The organism is Longispora albida DSM 44784, assembly GCF_000379825.1.
Classification (GTDB): domain Bacteria; phylum Actinomycetota; class Actinomycetes; order Mycobacteriales; family Micromonosporaceae; genus Longispora; species Longispora albida.
Genome location: NZ_KB903821.1, coordinates 60,229 through 76,665, shown reverse-complemented (window position 1 = coordinate 76,665; position 16,437 = coordinate 60,229). Strand labels below are relative to the sequence as shown.

16 protein-coding genes are annotated in these 16,437 nt (G+C 68.8%); 9 read left to right on the top strand and 7 right to left on the bottom strand.

Annotated features, from left to right (window positions below):
* Positions 1–32: 32 nt before the first annotated feature.
* From A3G1_RS38515 to A3G1_RS0112945, 3 genes are read right to left on the bottom strand one after another with little or no spacing between them, the layout of a single operon-like run.
* Positions 33–806, bottom strand: a complete 774-nt coding sequence (locus A3G1_RS38515; RefSeq protein WP_018349901.1) for a DUF4097 family beta strand repeat-containing protein — start codon at positions 804–806, stop codon at positions 33–35.
* 11 nt (positions 807–817) lie between these two features.
* Complete coding sequence (locus tag A3G1_RS0112950) at positions 818–1,459, bottom strand: response regulator (RefSeq protein ID WP_018349900.1); 642 nt, start codon at positions 1,457–1,459, stop codon at positions 818–820.
* Positions 1,447–2,757, bottom strand: coding sequence for a sensor histidine kinase (locus tag A3G1_RS0112945; RefSeq protein ID WP_083936908.1), 1,311 nt, complete (start codon positions 2,755–2,757; stop codon positions 1,447–1,449). The genes A3G1_RS0112950 and A3G1_RS0112945 overlap by 13 nt, the downstream gene beginning before the upstream one ends.
* A gap of 133 nt (positions 2,758–2,890) precedes the next feature.
* On the opposite strand from A3G1_RS0112945, the gene A3G1_RS0112940 reads away from it, so the two are divergent.
* From A3G1_RS0112940 to A3G1_RS0112930, 3 genes are all read left to right on the top strand, one after another.
* Complete coding sequence (locus tag A3G1_RS0112940; RefSeq protein ID WP_018349898.1) at positions 2,891–5,065, top strand: MMPL family transporter; 2,175 nt, start codon at positions 2,891–2,893, stop codon at positions 5,063–5,065.
* Between the two features lie 120 nt (positions 5,066–5,185).
* Positions 5,186–6,112 (top strand): TauD/TfdA family dioxygenase, encoded by a 927-nt coding sequence (locus A3G1_RS0112935; protein WP_018349897.1) that lies wholly within the window; start codon positions 5,186–5,188, stop codon positions 6,110–6,112.
* A 32-nt stretch (positions 6,113–6,144) separates the two neighbouring features.
* A complete protein-coding gene (locus A3G1_RS0112930; protein ID WP_051110520.1) occupies positions 6,145–7,056 on the top strand; it encodes a TauD/TfdA family dioxygenase in 912 nt (303 codons plus the stop codon).
* Between the two features lie 132 nt (positions 7,057–7,188).
* Here the strand turns inward: A3G1_RS0112930 and A3G1_RS0112925 are convergent, their stop codons facing one another.
* Positions 7,189–7,908, bottom strand: coding sequence for a thioesterase II family protein (locus A3G1_RS0112925; protein ID WP_051110517.1), 720 nt, complete (start codon positions 7,906–7,908; stop codon positions 7,189–7,191).
* Between the two features lie 424 nt (positions 7,909–8,332).
* On the opposite strand from A3G1_RS0112925, the gene A3G1_RS0112920 reads away from it, so the two are divergent.
* Complete coding sequence (locus tag A3G1_RS0112920) at positions 8,333–9,331, top strand: helix-turn-helix domain-containing protein (protein WP_018349894.1); 999 nt, start codon at positions 8,333–8,335, stop codon at positions 9,329–9,331.
* Positions 9,332–9,347: 16 nt separating this feature from the next.
* Here the strand turns inward: A3G1_RS0112920 and A3G1_RS0112915 are convergent, their stop codons facing one another.
* Positions 9,348–9,617 carry a hypothetical protein gene (locus A3G1_RS0112915; protein ID WP_018349893.1) on the bottom strand — a complete coding sequence of 90 codons (270 nt, stop codon included), beginning with the start codon at positions 9,615–9,617 and terminating at the stop codon, positions 9,348–9,350.
* A 321-nt stretch (positions 9,618–9,938) separates the two neighbouring features.
* Between A3G1_RS0112915 and A3G1_RS40535 the strand changes: the two genes are divergently transcribed.
* Entirely contained in the window at positions 9,939–10,100 is a 162-nt protein-coding gene (locus A3G1_RS40535) for a hypothetical protein (RefSeq protein ID WP_018349892.1), read from the top strand.
* 44 nt (positions 10,101–10,144) lie between these two features.
* Positions 10,145–10,927 carry an AfsR/SARP family transcriptional regulator gene (locus A3G1_RS0112905; RefSeq protein ID WP_157641103.1) on the top strand — a complete coding sequence of 261 codons (783 nt, stop codon included), beginning with the start codon at positions 10,145–10,147 and terminating at the stop codon, positions 10,925–10,927.
* Between the two features lie 119 nt (positions 10,928–11,046).
* Here the strand turns inward: A3G1_RS0112905 and A3G1_RS0112900 are convergent, their stop codons facing one another.
* Entirely contained in the window at positions 11,047–11,250 is a 204-nt protein-coding gene (locus A3G1_RS0112900) for a hypothetical protein (RefSeq protein WP_157641102.1), read from the bottom strand.
* 170 nt (positions 11,251–11,420) lie between these two features.
* Positions 11,421–12,434, bottom strand: a complete 1,014-nt coding sequence (locus A3G1_RS38510; RefSeq protein ID WP_026212095.1) for a phosphatase PAP2 family protein — start codon at positions 12,432–12,434, stop codon at positions 11,421–11,423.
* A gap of 105 nt (positions 12,435–12,539) precedes the next feature.
* Between A3G1_RS38510 and A3G1_RS0112885 the strand changes: the two genes are divergently transcribed.
* From A3G1_RS0112885 to A3G1_RS34660, 3 genes are all read left to right on the top strand, one after another.
* On the top strand, positions 12,540–13,772 hold the full coding sequence (locus tag A3G1_RS0112885; RefSeq protein ID WP_018349887.1) for a hypothetical protein: 1,233 nt from the start codon (positions 12,540–12,542) through the stop codon (positions 13,770–13,772).
* A 255-nt stretch (positions 13,773–14,027) separates the two neighbouring features.
* Positions 14,028–15,368 (top strand): helix-turn-helix domain-containing protein, encoded by a 1,341-nt coding sequence (locus A3G1_RS34665; protein ID WP_169437573.1) that lies wholly within the window; start codon positions 14,028–14,030, stop codon positions 15,366–15,368.
* A 543-nt stretch (positions 15,369–15,911) separates the two neighbouring features.
* Positions 15,912–16,334: a MarR family transcriptional regulator gene (locus A3G1_RS34660; protein WP_018349885.1), complete on the top strand. Its 423-nt coding sequence runs from the start codon at positions 15,912–15,914 to the stop codon at positions 16,332–16,334.
* Positions 16,335–16,437 lie beyond the last annotated feature (103 nt).

Below are 16,437 nucleotides of genomic sequence, written 5' to 3'. Positions count from 1 at the left end.
TGGGAGCCCGGACTTCTCTCTCTAATGGACGATCAGGAGTACTTCACCGTCACGTCGCCCGATCCCGTCGTAGCCGTGATCGCCCGGTTGCTCGTCGAGTCGACCTTCACTGTCACGTCCTGCTTGCCGGACTGGGTGCTGGTCTTGACGTTGTAGCCCTCGTCGCCCTTCGGCAGGCTGACCCGGATCGCGTCGGAGCCGGTCTTCACCTTCACGACCGACGGGGCGGTGCCGTAGGTCAGCTCGACGGTGCCGGAGCCGGTGTCGATGTCGATCTCGCCGTTCTTGAGGGACGTGCCCTTCACCGGGCCAGCACCGCTCTTCACGCCGACCTTGCCGCCGCTCAGCCCGTCGAGCGTGATGTCGCCGGAGCCGGTGTCGATGGCCACGTCCCCGCTCAGGCCGCGCACGGTCACGTTCCCCGCGCCGGTCTTGGCGTTGACGGTCACGCCGGCCGGGACCTTGAGGGTGTAGTTGGTCTCGCAGTTCTCCGGGTCGCCCGGGCACTTGGAGGTGATCCGGAGCGTGCTGCCCGACCACTCCTCCTTGTACGTCGGCTTCTCGTTCTTCCACTGGAGGTCGCGGTCGACGCCGACCTCGCCGTCCGTGCCGCTGGAGATGGTGATGTCACCGGAGAACAGGTCGAGCTCGATCCGGTTCGCTGACTGGCTGTAGGACTGGGTCTCGGACTTCTTGCTGACCTCGGTGGAGCCGCGGAGGAAGAACCATCCCGCCGCGCCGCACACCACGAGTGCTCCGACAGTGGCGAGGATGCCGCCGGTCAGCCAGGACTTCTTTGCGGACATTGTGCTCCCCTTCAGGAGTTCAGGTAGCGCAGGACGGCGAGCACCCTGCGGTGGTCTGTGTCGGCGGCCGGCAGCTGGAGCTTGGTGAAGATGCTGTTGACGTGCTTGGCGACCGCTGAGTCGCTGACGAACAGCGCCGCGGCGATCGCGGAGTTGGAGCGGCCCTCCGCCATCAGCTTGAGGACCTCGCGTTCACGCGGGGTGAGCGCCTCGATCGGGTCACGCCGGTTGCGGACCAGGATCTGCGCGACGACCTCCGGGTCCAGTGCCGTGCCGCCAGCCGCCACGCGGCGCAGGGCGTCCAGGAACTCGATCACGTCGGCGACCCGGTCCTTGAGCAGGTACCCGACGCCGCTGGTCTCCTTCGACAGCAGCTCGGCGGCGTACCGCTCCTCCACGTACTGGCTGAGCACCAGGACCGCCGTCTCCGGCCATTTCCTGCGCACTTCGATCGCCGCTCGCAGGCCCTCGTCGGTGAACGCCGGAGGCATCCGCACGTCGAGCACGGCCAGCTGCGGTTCGTGCTCCTCGACGGCTGCCAGCAGCGCGTCGGCGTCACCGACGGCAGCCACCACGTCGAAGCCCGCTCCGCTGAGCAGTCTGACCAGGCCCTCCCTGAGCAGGACCGAGTCTTCGGCGATCACAGTGCGCACGGTAGCTCCACAACGAGTAGGGTCGGCCCGCCTGCCGGGCTGTCGATGGTCATGGTTCCGTCCACCGAGCCGACCCGCTGCTTGAGGCCGCGCAGGCCTGTCCCGTTCGCCGGGTCGGCTCCGCCGCGCCCGTCGTCGGAGACGATGATCCGCAGCGTGCCGTCGGAGGTCTCCTCGACGACCACGTCCACCCGGCTCGCCTCCGCGTGCTTGGCGACGTTGGCCAGGGCCTCGGAGACGACGAAGTATGCGACGGTCTCGACGGTCCTCGGCGGGCGGTGGGGCAGCTCGGCCAGCAGCCGGACGGGGACGGGGGAGCGGGCGGCGATGCCGGACAGCGCCGCGTCCAGCCCGAGGTCGTCGAGGACGGCGGGGTGCAGGCCGCGTACCACGTCCCGCAGTTCCTGCAGTGCCGTCTTCGCTTCCTCGTGTGCCTGCTCGATCGCCTGCTTGGCGTGGTCGGGTACGTCGGTCATGGTGGTCCTGGCCAGGCCGAGGTTCATGGCGAGGGAGACGAGCCGCTGCTGTGTGCCGTCGTGCAGGTCCCGCTCGATCCGCCTCCGCTCGGAGTCGGCCGCGTCGATCACTTCCGCCCGGCTGGCGGACAGCGTGACGACCTTCCTGGCCAGTTCCTCGCTGCGGCTGGGCGCCAGGAGCGCTGTGCCGAGTGCTGTGTCGAGCTGGCTGGCCAGCCCGGCGACCCAGGGTGCCGCGAAGAACATGATCAGGCCGAGGACGGTGAGCGCTGCCAGTGCCGCCGGGTTGCCGGTGTAGTCGGCCAGAATGGACTTCTCCGGCAGCGACCAGGCATACAGCGCGATCGTCGCGAGCAGCACGCCGCCGACCCAGAAGCCCGCGACCACCGCGAAGGCGATCGAGCTGGTGATCCCGGAGAGCAGGTGGTAGCCGACCTGCCGCCAGGTACCGGAGCTGCGCGTGTCAGCCCACAGCCTGCCCAGCCAGCCGCCCTCCACTGTGGTGCGGTGGATCGGCTCGAGTTCCGCGCCGGTGAAGGCTTCGAGTCGTCCGCGCTGCCACGAGGTGAACAACCGGGCGAAGGAGAACGTCAGGGCCAGGAACGGTACGGCGAAGACGAGCGTGACCGCCAGGAGCGCCACGGTGAAGGTCAGCGAGTAGATGACCGTCCACGCGATCAGGGCGATCAGGAACCCGGTCACCACGTTCGCGGTGCTGAGCCAGGCCTGCGGCGTCCACGGTGCACGCAGCAGCGTGACCAGAGCGCCGTCACCCGGTAGGGGATTTCCCGTTGGGGGCTTCGAGCCCGTTGCTGTCGTCATGTCATGACCCTAGGAACTGGCAGCGTGGCGGACCATGAACCGCGATCCCGGCTTTTGCTGTACCTAGCACCACCCCGGAAACGGGCCGGAGCGCTACTGACTCGGATGCCCCGCCCGGGCGAAGCTCGGACCCATGATGACACGACTTGGACAGTTCTGCTTCCGCCGCCGCTGGTGGATCCTGATCACCTGGCTGGTGGTCATGGTGGCCGGCGCGACGGCCGTCGGCCCGCTGTTCGACAACATGGGCGACGCCAACAACCTCAAGGGCACCGAGGCCGGCCGGGCCGTAGACGAGATCAAGAAGGGCCTCGACCGGGGCGTGGAGTACCTGGTCCTGGTGGACAAGGTGGACGCGGAGGCCGAGGCCACCAAGACCACGCTGAACACCGCGATCGCCGAGACCAAGAACATCCCCGGCGTCAAGGACGTCTCCGGGGCCCGCCCGGCAGCCGACAGCAAGGCCGTCGTGGTGGTGGTGACGCTGGCCAAGAGCAAGAGCCAGTTCAAGCCGTTCACCGACTCCAAGGAGCGGATGCTCAAGCTCAAGACGGAGCTGCCGGGTTCCACGGTGGAGTTCGGCGGCGGTGACCTGATCGGCGACCAGTCCAACGACGCGGTGCAGGAGGACCTGAACCGTGCCGAGATGTTCTCCCTGCCGATCACTCTGATCGTCCTGCTGTTCGTCTTCGGCGGGATCATCGCGGCAGGCCTGCCGGTGATCGCCGCGCTCGGCACGATGCTCGGCGCGACCGGCATCCTGCTCGGGTTCTCCGGGTTCGTCGATCTCGACGCCAATGTGGTGACCGTGATCGCGCTGCTCGGCCTGGGCCTGTCGATCGACTACGGCCTGCTGCTCGTCGCCAGGTACCGGGAAGAGCTCACCAGCACCGACGACCGCCTGGAGGCGCTGGGCAGGGCCTGGGGCACCGCCGGCCGGACGATCTTCTTCTCCGCGCTGACCGTGGCCGCGGCCCTGACCGGCCTGTTCGCCTTCAACATCGGGCGTCTGCAGGCGCTGGCCGCGGCCGGCATCGTGACCTCGCTGCTGGCCATGCTGGCCGGCCTGACCTTCACCGCCGCGCTGCTGGGCCTGGCGGGCAAGAAGATCAACCCGTCGAAGAAGCAGCTCGCCCGGGCCGCCGAGGCCAAGGCCGCCCGCGACAGCGGCGACGAGATCGGCGAGCGGGACGCGATGGAGGCCGGTTTCTTCGCGAAGCTGGCCAAGGGCACCCAGCGGTACCCGGTGCTGGTCATGGCCGGCTGCGTGGTCGTGCTGCTCGCGATCGCCGCTCCGCTGCTGCACATCACCATCAAGGAGCCGCAGCTGGAGGGCCTGCCGCGCAGCATCGAGGCTGTCCGGGTGGCCGACACCATGAACACCCGCTTCGGCCAGACCACCCAGGCTGCTGTCCGGATCCTCGCCCGGACCGACACCGCGAGCCTGGACAGCTACGCCACCCGCTGGTCGGGTGACCCGGCGGTGCTGCGGGTCGAGAAGGCCAGCAAGTACACCTCGGACCTGTCCACAGTGGTGCTCGCCGTGAAGGGCGACGGCCAGGACAAGGCGGCACAGGCGCTCGTCGGCCGGCTGCGCGCCGACCGCCCGGCCGGGGTCGAGTCCTGGGTGATGGGTGACGCCGCGAAGCTGATCGACCTCAACCAGCGGCTCCGCGACGGCCTCCCGCTGTCGATCGCGATCACGGTGATCGCGATGTTCGTCCTGCTCTACCTGATGACCGGCTCGGTGGTCATCCCGCTCAAGGCCATCGTGATGAACCTGCTGTCGCTGGGCGCCACGTTCGGCGTGCTGGTCGCGGTGTTCCAGGACGGCTGGCTGGCCGGCCCGCTGGACACCCTGACCGTCGGGGGCCTGAGCCCCTACATGATCCTGATCGTGTTCGCCTTCGCCTTCGGCTTCTCGATGGACTACGAGGTCTTCATCCTCGGCCGGATCAAGGAGTACTACGACCAGGGCAAGGACCCCGACACCGCCGTGCGCTACGGCCTGCAGAAGAGCGGCTGGATCATCACCTCCGCGGCCCTGCTGATGCTGATCGTGTTCGCCTTCTTCGCCGCGGCGAAGATCGGGCAGATCGAGCAGATCGGCCTGGGCCTGTTCATCGCGGTACTGATCGACGCGACCCTGGTCCGCTGCCTGCTCCTCCCGGCCACCCTGACCCTGCTGGGCCGGGGAGCCTGGTGGGCACCTGGCCCGCTGCGCAAGCTGCACGACCGGTACGGCCTGCGTGAGGCCCCCGAGGCCCCGGCGGCCCCCCGCGCGCCGGAGCCGGCCAGCGTCGCCTGACGTTCCACCCGGGACGAGCCGGCCGGTGAGGGGGTCCCGCCCTCACCGGCCGGCACCGTCACGTACCAGGGAAGAACACGTACTACAGGGAAAATATAGGTACCGGCCGAGACTGGCCACATGATGTGGAAGCCTCTGGAGATCACCCCGGCGGAGGCCGGAGCCGACGCGAGCGCCGAGGGCCTCGGCGGCTACCTGGACGGGCTGGCCGGCCTCGGCGACCTGCTCACCGAGCACAAGGCCCTGGTGTTCCGGGGCTTCGGCGTGACGCCAGCGACCCTGGAGCCGGTGATGGACCGGCTGCTGCCCAACCGCCTGGCCTACGTGCACGGCAACTCGCCCCGCACCAAGGTCGGCGCGAACGTGTACACGTCCACCGAGTACCCGCCAGAGTTCACGATCTCGATGCACAACGAGCTGTCCTACGCCGCGCACTGGCCGGAGCGGCTGCTGTTCTTCTGTGAGATCGCCGCGGAGACGGGCGGGGCGACGCCGGTCGTCGACGCGCAGCTGTGGCTGGAGCTGCTCGACGAGGAGGTCCGGCAGGCCTTCGCGGCCGGCGTCCGCTACACCCAGAACCTGCACGACGGCCTGGGCCTCGGCAAGAGCTGGCAGGAGACGTTCGAGTCGCAGGACAAGGCCGAGGTCGAGGCGTTCCTCACCGGGTCCGGCGCGACCTGGGAGTGGACGCCGGACGGCCTGCGGGTCAGCCAGGTGCGCCCCGCCACGGTCAAGCACCCGGTGACCGGGGCCGAGGTCTGGTTCAACCAGTCAGACCAGTGGCACCCGGCGGCGCTCGGCGACGAGACAGCCAAGGCCCTCGCCGAGATCCTCGCCCTGGAGGAGCTGCCGCAGTCGGTGACCTTCGCCGACGGCACGCCGATCCCGGCGGAGTACGTCCTCCAGGTCCGTGACCGCGCGCTGGAGGCGGCCGTGGACGTGGACTGGCTGGCCGGCGACCTGCTGCTGATCGACAACGTGCTGGTCGGGCACGGACGCAGGCCGTACACGGGCTCCCGCCGCGTGCTCGTCGCGATGTCGGACTGACGTTCGCCGGACTGATAGGAGAGATCATGAGCATGCTTCCGGCACTGGTCGAGGCAGACGGAACCGGCGTCATCGAGCGGATCGGCGCCGAGCGCGCCCAGATCCGCAAGCTCCTGCACGAGCGGGGCGCGGTGCTGTTCCGGGGCTTCGAGGTCGGCGGGGTCGACGGCTTCGACGCCGTGGTCCGGGCGCTGTCCGGGCAGCCGCTGACCTACTCGGAGCGTTCCTCGCCGCGCAGCACGATCAAGGGCCAGGTCTACACGTCGACGGACTACCCGCCGGCCGAGGAGATCTTCCTGCACAACGAGAACTCCTACCAGCAGGTCTGGCCCAACACCCTCTACTTCTACTGCATCGCCCCGCCGGAGACCCGTGGCGCGACCCCGCTCGCCGACATCCGCGAGGTGTACCGGTCGATCGACCCGGCGATCCGCGACGAGTTCGCCCGGCGCGGCTGGATGGTCGTCCGGAACTTCCACGACGGCTTCGGTACCCGCTGGCAGGACGTCTTCGGCACGGACAACCGGTCCGAAGTGGAGGAGTACTGCTCCAGCCGGGGCATCACCACCGAGTGGCGGGGCGAGGGCCTGCGCACCAGGGCCGTCCGCCGCGCCGTGCACCAGCACCCGCTGAGCGGGGAGACGGTGTGGTTCAACCACGCGACGTTCTTCCACGTGACGACGCTGCCGCTCGACCTCCAGCAGGGCCTCCGCGAGGGCTTCGGCGAGGAGGACCTGCCCACCAACACCTACTTCGGTGACGGCGGCCGGATCGACGACGAGGTGCTCGACCACCTGCGGGCCTGCTACCGCCTGGCGTCCACCCGGTTCGACTACCACCGCGACGACGTCCTCGTGGTCGACAACATGCTCGTGGCCCACGGCCGCGAACCCTTCACGGGCCCCCGCAGGATAGCCGTAGCGATGGCCGAGCCGTCTCAGTAGTGCCGGCCCGCTGAGAACGACGATGCGCGCGTTGGCGGGCCTTCTGCATACAACACCGGTATGCAGAAGGCCCGCCGCCTTCGCCTCGCCGCCCTCAGCGGGCCACCTCAGGTCAGATCAAGAGCGAATCTGCTAACGCAGATTACTGACGAGATGGTGCAGCAGCTCCGCCTGTGCTGCCATCAGGTAGAAGTGGCCGCCGGGGAAGACGCGGGTCTGGAGGCCCCCGGTGGTGAGCTCGCCCCAGGCCCGGATGGCCGGCACCGGGCAGCCGGGATCACTGATTCCCGTGTACCCGATGACGGGCGTCGCGATCTTCGGCGGCGCGGCCGGCCGGTAGCCGTCGATGAGCCGGTAGTCGGCGCGGAGCGGGGGCAGCACCACCTCCCGCAGGTCGGCGTCGTCCAGCGAGGCCGTGCCCTCGAAGCCGAGCGCCCTGACCTCCGCCAGCAGCTGCTCGTCGTCCCGCTCCGGTACGGGGCCGGGCGGCGTCAGGTGCGGCGCGATCCGGCCGGACACGAACAGCCGCGCCGGCCGGGTGCCCGCGCTCTCCAGCCGGTGGCAGACCTCGTACGCGACGCTGGCGCCCATGCTGTGCCCGAAGAGCGCGACCGGCCCGGCCGGGATGGCTTCGGTGATCGCGTCGGCCAGTGTGGCCATGTCCTCGGCGGGTGGCTCGCTGAGGCGTTCCTGGCGGCCGGGGTAGCACACCGCGTGCAGCTCCACATCGGACGGCAGCGCCGCGGCCCACGGGCGGAAGAAGTTCGCCGTGCCGCCGGCGTGCGGGAAGCAGACGAGCCGGACCCGGGGCCGGGCCGCCGGCCGGTACACCCTGAGCCAAGGATTGGTCATGGCCGGAGAGCCTATCCGGGTGCGACCGGCCACAGTGGACCCGTGGGCTATGGCTTGTCAAATTTTGTCGTCATATTGGCGGAGACTCCGCGCCCTGAGCTGCGAGGCTGTCGGAATTCCGTCACCTTTACCAGCTATTCAGTGAGGCTGGCGTTAATCCGTGATGACAGCGGATGCCTCCCGGTCCGCCCTGCGAAAGTCCACAGTGGCTCATCTGGCCCTTGTGCTGCGCAAAGTCCCGTATAGAGAATTCGTTTCATGTTACGCCCGGCTTGTTACCCGCCGGTTGTCCCTCGGGAGTTCGGCCGGAAGCCGCGCGAAGTTGCCCCTACGCTGTCGTTTCATGGCCTGATTGCTGGCATGGCTGGGCTAAAGTCTGTCCCGTCCAACCTGCGACATGTGTCGATGTGTGACCGGGGGAACGATGCTCAAAGCCCTGGGGCTCGATCGCCTAGCCGAGTCCGTATATCTGGCACTTCTCAGAAGGCCCGACTCCGGCCTGTCCGACATCGTCGGGCAGCTCGGCGCCGACGAGGCCGCCGTCCGCGCTGCCCTCGACGACCTCGCCCGGCTCCAGCTGCTCCGGATGTCCTGGGAGGATCCGGAAGCGATCCGCCCGGTCAGCCCGGAGGTCGGCCTGGCCGCGCTGCTGGCCAGGGAGCAGACCGAGCTGGCCCGCAGGCACCTGGAGATCGAGGAGAGCCGCGCGGCCGTGGCCCGGCTGCTGGCCAGTCACGCCGAGCTGCGGCCGAAGATGGAGGACCCGGAGGTCGAGCGGCTGATCGGCATCGACGCGGTCCGTGACCGGCTCGTCGAGCTGGCCTCGTCCTGCCGCTGGGAGGCGTGCTCGCTGATGCCCGGCGGGGCCCAGTCGGCGGCCAGCCTGGAGGCCAGCAGGCAGCTCGACGCCGACGCGATCTCCCGAGGCGTCCGGCTGCGCACCGTGTACCTCGACAGTGTCCGCAACGATCCGCCGACGATGGCGTACGCGAAGTGGCTCCGCGAGCTGGGCAGCGAGGTCCGCACGGCCCCCACGCTGCCGCTGCGGATGCTGATCGTCGACCGGGAGCTGGCACTCGTGCCCGTCGACAGCGAGAGCAACAGCGGCGCGCTCCTGCTGTCCGGCCAGGGGATCGTCACCGCGCTCGTCGCCCTGTTCACGACCGTGTGGAACACCGCGCTGCCACTGGGGTCCAGCCCCGTGCGGGACGACAGGGGACTGTCCACACAGGAGGAGAACGTGCTCAAGCTGCTGGGGGACGGGCACACCGACGAGGTGATCGCCCGGCAGCTCGGCGTGTCCGTCCGTACCGCCCGGCGGATCACCGCAGACCTCATGCAGCGGCTCGGCGCGCGCAGCCGGTTCCAGGCGGGGGCGTTGTCGGCGGCCCGTGGCTGGATCAGGCCGGAGGAGATGTCCTGAGTGCTGGTGTACTGCCTCAGAGGGTGCTGCTCGACAGCACGCACCACTGCGGCCCGCCCGGCAGCGTGGCCATCGTCCGGCGGATCAGCTGGTGGGCCAGCATCGTGGCTGACCAGTGGTCGGTGGCCGTGATGTAGAGCGAGAAGGCCGCCCGGTCCGGCCTGGTGTCCAGGTAGCTGTGCTCGACCCGGTCGGAACCCGCCGTACTGGCGCGCAGCGCGCCGTCCAGCGCACCCGTGCACAGGGTCTGGCCGGGCGTCCCGACCACGATCACGACGAGGAACATGCGCGCACCACGCTTCCGGTGTCCCGTGGCTGGCCGGTGTCGGAACCCTTACACCACAGGGTGAATTTCGAAGCTCTTTTTTCGTCGTACGTCATCGTCAGTTTGCCGACTCGTTGTATTGTCGCTGGCGAATGTGACGTAAGGAAAGTGGTCACTTCCTGCCTCGTTCCGGTAATGGCAGCAACCTGCCAGCCCCCGCCCGGCTGACAACTGCCTGCAAACGCAGGTTGCTGCCACTCGCCAGGTAGTGACCTCACGCGTATTTCACTGTACGAATAAGAGTGACGATGCTGAAAACTTGCATGAGGAGGGAATGCAACAATGCGCAAGATCAGTAGGGTCGCGATCATGTTCGCCATCGTGATGGCGGCGGCCGCAGGCTTCACAGCGGCGAGCAGTGACGGTTTCGGCTGGGACGAAAGGCCGTCTGTGCAGGCAGGATTCGGCTGGGACGTGATCGAGGCCCAGTCAGCCACGCTGTGATGTCCCCCGTTCCTACCGCGTCTACGAGGCAGGGTGGCACAACGATGGATTTTCGTATCCTCGGGCCGGTGGAGGTCTGGAACAACGGCGAGGAGATTCCGCTCGACGGCTCCAAGCAGCGCACGGTGCTCGCCGCGCTGCTACTGGCAGGCGGGCGCATGCTTTCCGATTCTCACCTGTGCGCTCTGCTGTGGGGAGAGAATCCACCGGCGACATTCAACGCGCAGTTGTACACCTACGTTTCACGGTTGAGAAAATATCTGGGCGACGGGGTGAACATTGTCCGTCGCAGGCCCGGATACCTGATAAGGATCAAGCCGGGTGAGCTCGACAGCGAGGAATTCGACCGGCTGAGCCGGGCGGGCCGCGAGGCCCTGCGGCTCGGCAGGTACGCGGAGGCCGCCCGCCAGCTCGGGGCGGCTCTGGAGCTGTGGCGCGGCCCCGCGCTGGCCAACGTGACAGAGTTCCTGGCCGACACCCAGTCGTACCGGCTGGAGGAGGCCCGGATGGTCGCCCTCGAGTGCCGGATCGAGGCCGACCTGGCCCTCGGCAGGCACGTGCAGCTGCTGTCCGAGCTCACCGGCCTGGTCGCCGAGCGGCCACTGCACGAGGGCCTGCGGATCCAGCTGATGCGGGCGCTCTGCGATTCCGACCGGCAGGCCGACGCCCTGGGTGTGTACCAGGACGGCCGCCGGGTGCTCGCCGAGGAGCTGGGCATCGACCCGGGCCGGGCACTGTCCGAGGCGTACCGGGCGATCCTGTCCGGTGGCAGCACGGGGCTGGTGCCGGCCCAGCGCCGCCACGAGGTCGTGGCCCTGGGCAGGTGAGCAGGCGGCAGGGTCTCGCAGGTCCCGCGGCGCCCGGCCGCCAGGCACCCTCTCACGCAGCTACCGCGTCTCCAGCCCGGACGCGGTAGCTGCCTCCGTTCTGGGGGAGTCCGGGGGAGTTACGGCAGGAACGCCGTGAGCGCCCCGGCCGCGCCCAGCAGCGCGAACAGTCCCGGCCGCTGGACCCGCAGCAGCCACAGCGCGCACCACACCACCGACGGCAGCCCGAGGAACGCCGCGTAGCGCGGAAGTCCTTCGGGGCAGGCCCAGACCGTGCCTGCGAAGATCGCGATGGACACGAGCCCGATGAGCACACCGGGCACCGTCGCGAGCCTCGGCGCGACCGGGCCGCCGCTGGCGCCCAGCCGGGCTGTGGCAGCGGCGATCAGGCCGGCAGGAACCGCATGCCAGCCTCCGCCAGCCCGATCATCCCGGCGCGGAGCGCGACGCGCGTTTTCGTATCAGTTCCCGTCATTGCACTACCGCTTCCCGCCTACCGCGTCGTGCGGGCGATCTCCGTGTCCTCGGCAGGCCTGCGCTGCCCCGGGATGAGCGCCGCAGCGGCCTTCCCGCCGGCCGCGTACCACCACTTGTTGATGCGGCTGGTGAGGAAGAGGGCCAGGGCGGCGGTCGCGAAGCCAGCGGCCACGTCGACGGCGTAGTGCACGCGCAGGTACATGGTGGAGACGTAGAGCCCGAGCGCGATCGGCAGGTACGTCCAGAACAGCCGGCGCGCGTCGCGCCACATCAGCCCGAGTACCACGGTCGTCATGGCGGTGTGCAGGCTCGGGAAGGCGTCCCGCGCGCTGCCCTTCATCTTGTTCAGGGTGTCCATCAGCCCGCCGTGCCCCCAGTTCGGCAGCGGGTCCGGGTACAGGTCGGCCTGGAAGATGTAAGGCCCGACCGCAGGCACCAGCAGGTACCCGCAGTACCCGATGAACGCGGTGATCGCGATCGCCAGCGAGAAGTCCCGGAACTCCCGCATCCGCCCCCGCAGGTACTGGAGCCCGGCGTAGATCGGCGGCGCGAACGCGTAGCTCACGTAGCACAGCGTCATGAACTGGGTCATCAGCGGCGAGCCGATGTGGTCGTTGAGCCAGCGGCTCACGTCCACCCCGAACACCGCGTGGTCGATGTCGATCAGCCACTGGTCGACGACCTCCGGCCGGAGCACCGGGGTCAGGTCGTGCAGGGCCTCGTAGATCGCCATGCACGCGAACAGCGGGCTGAACTCGCGCAGCGTGCGCCCGAGGGTGACCAGCCCGGCCCTGGCCCGCTCCTTGCCCCGCAGGTCCTTGGCCCGCCAGCAGGCCCGGCCGTAGATCAGCAGGCACATGCCGAGCACGATCGCGGCCGGCCGGACGTCGCTCACCAGCCCGAGAAGCGTGGCGTAACCGTGACCGGTATAGACCATCAGGAAGACCAGCAGGACGCCGAAACCGATGAACAGGCACTCTTCTGGGCGGAGAGTGCGGCGCAGTCCAGTGATCGCCCCCGAATTCAGCATCCGGGGATCGTACTTCGCGCGATCGACGAACGTCTGGCCGGTTAATGACACGAGACGGCGCTCACCGTATTGACGTGTCGTGATATGTCACTGAGGATTCGGGCCATGCGGAAAACCCTGCGGAAAACTCTCGGCGCGCTCCTGGCCGCCACCGTCATCGTGGTCCCCGGCACCTCGGCATCGGCGGCTCCGTCCTGTTCGGACCCGTCGGCCCAGCTCACCGTCGAGGAGCAGCGCCTGGCGAAGGCGATCGGCGCCGACCCCGAGCCCGTCGCCGCCCGCCTGATCCGCTCGGGTGGGCTGAATCACATCGTGCACGCGTTCCAGCGCTCCCTCTGCCACGCCCCCAGCACCCACGTGGCGGCGACGCTCGCCAGGGCGCACGGCAGGCACCTCTGGGAGGCGGCGGTGGCCGCCCGGGGCGACGACCGCCCGCTCTACTGGGCCCGCCTCAGCATGACCGGGACGATCCGCCAGTGGCGCGCACCGGCCACAGTGGACAAGGCTGCCGTCGAACGTGAGCTGGAACACGCCTCGCGCGGCATCACGAGTAGCGAGTTCGCCCCCATGCCCGGCGTCCGGAGGCTGTTCGTATCCGGTTTTGACCCGTTCCAGCTCGACAGCGAGATCCGCCGGGCCAACCCGTCCGGGGCTGGCGTGCTCGCGCTCGACGGCCGGGTGATCACGGTCGGCGGCCAGCTCGTGCAGATCCAGGCGGCGATCTTCCCGGTCCGCTACGCCGACTTCGACGCCGGGATGGTCGAACGCGCCTTCACCCCGCACCTCGCGGCCGGCGCGCAGCTGGCCGACATCGTGGCCACGGTCAGCCAGGGCCGCCCCGGCCAGTTCGACCTGGAGGTCCACAACGGCCGCCGCCGCTCGGTCAGCTCGATCGGCGACAACAACAACATCTGGGGCGGCGGGTCCGCTGTGGCGCCGCGCGTGTTCCCCGGCGTCGGCCCCGGTGCGGAGTTCGTGCCCAGCTCGCTGCCGGTCCAGGCGATGAGCACGGCGCAGGGCGCGTTCCCCGTCAAGATCAATTCTTCGGTGTACGAGATCCCGGCCGGCCAGTCAGCCCCGGTCTTCCGCCCGGACGGCCCGACGGCCGGCTCGGTCGCGGTCCAGGGCGGCGGGGGCGGCTACCTCTCCAACGAGATCGCGTACCGGGCCAGCCTGCTCCGCGAGGCCCTCGGCGCGCCGGTCCGGGGTGGTCACGTCCACACCCCTGTCCTGAACTTCGGCCCCGGCAACACCACGGACCTGACCGACCCGGTGTTCGAGGCCGGCCGGGCATCGATCGTCACCGAGCTCGAGGCGATCCTGCGCGCGGCGGTGTAACTCCGGCGAGCCCGGCCCCGATGTTCCACGGGGCCGGGCGAACCCCTGTGACCCGATGCACATTTTCCAGTAAATACCGGTATGACTCCGGCCGGAGGCGGACGATCAGAACCGGGGACACCACCAGCCGTTCGGATTAGGTAACGTCTTTGCCAAAGCCGGGGAAAGCGTGCCCGGCTGGCGTGATTATGTAATATGCGCAGTCTCGACTTTCGATGCGACCGTCAGTAACATCCCGAGTTAATGAAGGCGTCAATGAGTTCTGTGGGTGAGCGGCTGCGCCAACTGCGAGTCGCCAAGGGTGTCAGCCAGACCGAGCTTGCCCGGGACCTGGTGTCGCCCAGCTACGTCTCGCTCATCGAGGCGAACAAGCGCACGCCCGAGCGTGAGGTGCTCGAAGAGCTGGCCAAGCGTCTCGGTGCCTCCGTCGAGTTCCTCGAGACGGGTGTGGACGCCGCTGAGCTTCAGGAGAAGCAGCTCGCCGTCCGCTACGCCGAGCTCGCCCTGGCCAACGGCCAGGTCACAGAGGCCCTCCAGCAGTTCAAGGCCCTCGCGTCGAGCAGCCTCCCGCAGATCCGCCACCAGGCGGCCTGGGGCACCGGCCGGGCGCTGGAGGCTCAGGGCGACATCACTGGCGCGATCAAGGTCGTGGAAGGACTACTCGAAGAGGCCGTAGCCGGCCGGGTGCAGGCACCCGGCTTCCTTGTCCTGCGCAACCAGCAGTGCTGGTTGTACCGGGAGGCTGGCGATCTCGGCCTGAGCATCGAGCTGGGCGAGCGAGCGCTCCAGGAGGTTCGGGACCTCGGCCTGGAAGGTACTGAGGACCAGATCCGGCTCGCTTCGACCCTCGTCGGCAGTTACTGGGAGCGCGGTGACCTGACCAAGGCGCATCTGCTCGCGGAGAAGGTCATTACCCAGGCGGAGCGGCACGGGTCGCCCCGGTCACGCGGCTCGGCCTACTGGAACGCGAGCCTGGTCGCCGAGGCTCGCGGGCAGCGCCAGCTGGCGATTGAGCTGGCAGAGAAGGCGCTGGCCCTGATGGGCGAGACGATGGACGATCGCGGCATCGTGCAGATGCGGGCCGTGCTGGCGTGGCTGCTCCTGCGCGTCGATCCGCCGCAGGTGGAAAGGGCCGAGCAGATCCTTGCGTCCTTCCAGGACCTGGTGCTTGGCGCTGGTGACGAACACCTGATCCTCAGGTATTCGACTGAGCTGGGCCGGATCCGGCTGTTCCAGGGCCGCCCAGCCGAGGCGCTGGAGCTGGCGAGCCGGATGATCGAGCGGCCATACGACGGGCGGCCGACAGATCTGGTCCGTGCGCTGCTGCTGCGTGCCCAGGCTCGGTTTGGCCTGGAGGATCCGGCGGCGGGTTCGGACTGTGCCGCAGTGGCTGACCTGCTCCGAGGGTTGTCGGGCCAGCGCCGGGCTGCGGGGCTGTGGCGAGAACTGGCGGAGACGCTACTCACCGCAGGCTGCAGGGACGAGGCCATGAACGCGTATCGCGAGCTTGCGGACTGCCTGGGTGCGAGATCCATTCCCACGCCGTCCGTCGTGGCCCCCGTGGGCAGCGAGGCGATGCCCCGCACGACGGTCTAGCGGGTGGCCTGGCCGGTCTGGTCAGCCAACTACGTGAGTCTTGGGCGAGCCGTTGCAGCAGGGCCAGTCCACGTTCGGCGCGTCAGTGGAGCCACCTGTGGGTCCGGCCAGAAGAGCGGCAGCAATCATGACAGCAGCAAGCAGGTAACGCACTGCTGTACCCCCTTTTTCTTGCGTTGACGGAACGTGCGATCAAGGTCACCACGCATAATTTCTTAGTCATAAGAGATTGTCAAGCGAACGTTCACATATCTCCCCGGTGCGTGAGTGCACCGGGGAGTTTAACGATCCCGGGCCACGAGTGGTGACCGGGTTGCTTGCAGTCGCCAAACTTTATTGGATCATGTGTTTCCGGCTGGACGCAGGGCAAACTTCGATGCTTGCCGATGGGTGTTGTCGATTGCTTCGGCCGCTTTTGCCCAGGGCGCCGTGGCGGGCGCCTCAGTCACAGGGCAGCGTGCAGGGTTGACGGAGATCCGGATCTAGAGTCATAGTCGGGTGTCATAGCCGAGGGAACTGCACAGCGGAAGGGGGCGCGCATCGGTGGAGGACCTGCTGCGGGAGCTCGACGACCAGGCTGAGGATGCCCGCCCAGTGGTCGACGTGCTGATCGACCTGTCGATCCGGGTCCGCAGGGTCGGCCAGGTGCTCGCCGGCATCTCGCGGGACGCCGAGGAGAACCTGCACGATCTCGAGGTGCTGACCCTGCTGTACCGGCTGGGTGAGCCCCACCGGGCCAGTCCCAGCCAGCTGCTCAGGCAGTTGTCCATCACGTCGGGAGCGCTGACCGGCCGTCTCGACAGTCTCGAGTCGACGGGCTGCATCCGCCGGGAGCGGGGAGTCAGGGACCGGCGGCACGTGCTGGTCGAGCTGACCCCGGCCGGGATGGATCGCATCATCCGGGTACAGAAACTGATTCAGGGGCCGAATGTGGCCGAGCTCGCCGCCGCGCTCGGTGGCGGCTGAGGTAGTAGCGGGACCTGGTCCCGGTGGTGGGGCTTGCGGCCGTCCGGGGGGTCGCAAGGCGCATCACCGGGGCCTTTTCCGCGCCGGTACCGAATAAAGTGCT

Excerpts from the sequence above, each read along its gene's own strand:
- A3G1_RS38510 (WP_026212095.1), bottom strand. The coding sequence starts at position 12,434 with ATGCTGAATTCGGGGGCGATCACTGGACTGCGCCGCACTCTCCGCCCA.
- A3G1_RS0112945 (WP_083936908.1), bottom strand. The coding sequence starts at position 2,757 with ATGACGACAGCAACGGGCTCGAAGCCCCCAACGGGAAATCCCCTACCG.
- A3G1_RS38515 (WP_018349901.1), bottom strand. The coding sequence starts at position 806 with ATGTCCGCAAAGAAGTCCTGGCTGACCGGCGGCATCCTCGCCACTGTC.
- A3G1_RS0112915 (WP_018349893.1), bottom strand. The coding sequence starts at position 9,617 with ATGTTCCTCGTCGTGATCGTGGTCGGGACGCCCGGCCAGACCCTGTGC.
- A3G1_RS0112885 (WP_018349887.1), top strand. The coding sequence starts at position 12,540 with ATGCGGAAAACCCTGCGGAAAACTCTCGGCGCGCTCCTGGCCGCCACC.
- A3G1_RS0112905 (WP_157641103.1), top strand. The coding sequence starts at position 10,145 with ATGGATTTTCGTATCCTCGGGCCGGTGGAGGTCTGGAACAACGGCGAG.
- A3G1_RS0112920 (WP_018349894.1), top strand. The coding sequence starts at position 8,333 with ATGCTCAAAGCCCTGGGGCTCGATCGCCTAGCCGAGTCCGTATATCTG.
- A3G1_RS0112925 (WP_051110517.1), bottom strand. The coding sequence starts at position 7,908 with ATGACCAATCCTTGGCTCAGGGTGTACCGGCCGGCGGCCCGGCCCCGG.
- A3G1_RS0112935 (WP_018349897.1), top strand. The coding sequence starts at position 5,186 with ATGATGTGGAAGCCTCTGGAGATCACCCCGGCGGAGGCCGGAGCCGAC.
- A3G1_RS34665 (WP_169437573.1), top strand. The coding sequence starts at position 14,028 with ATGAGTTCTGTGGGTGAGCGGCTGCGCCAACTGCGAGTCGCCAAGGGT.
- A3G1_RS0112930 (WP_051110520.1), top strand. The coding sequence starts at position 6,145 with ATGCTTCCGGCACTGGTCGAGGCAGACGGAACCGGCGTCATCGAGCGG.
- A3G1_RS40535 (WP_018349892.1), top strand. The coding sequence starts at position 9,939 with ATGCGCAAGATCAGTAGGGTCGCGATCATGTTCGCCATCGTGATGGCG.
- A3G1_RS0112940 (WP_018349898.1), top strand. The coding sequence starts at position 2,891 with ATGATGACACGACTTGGACAGTTCTGCTTCCGCCGCCGCTGGTGGATC.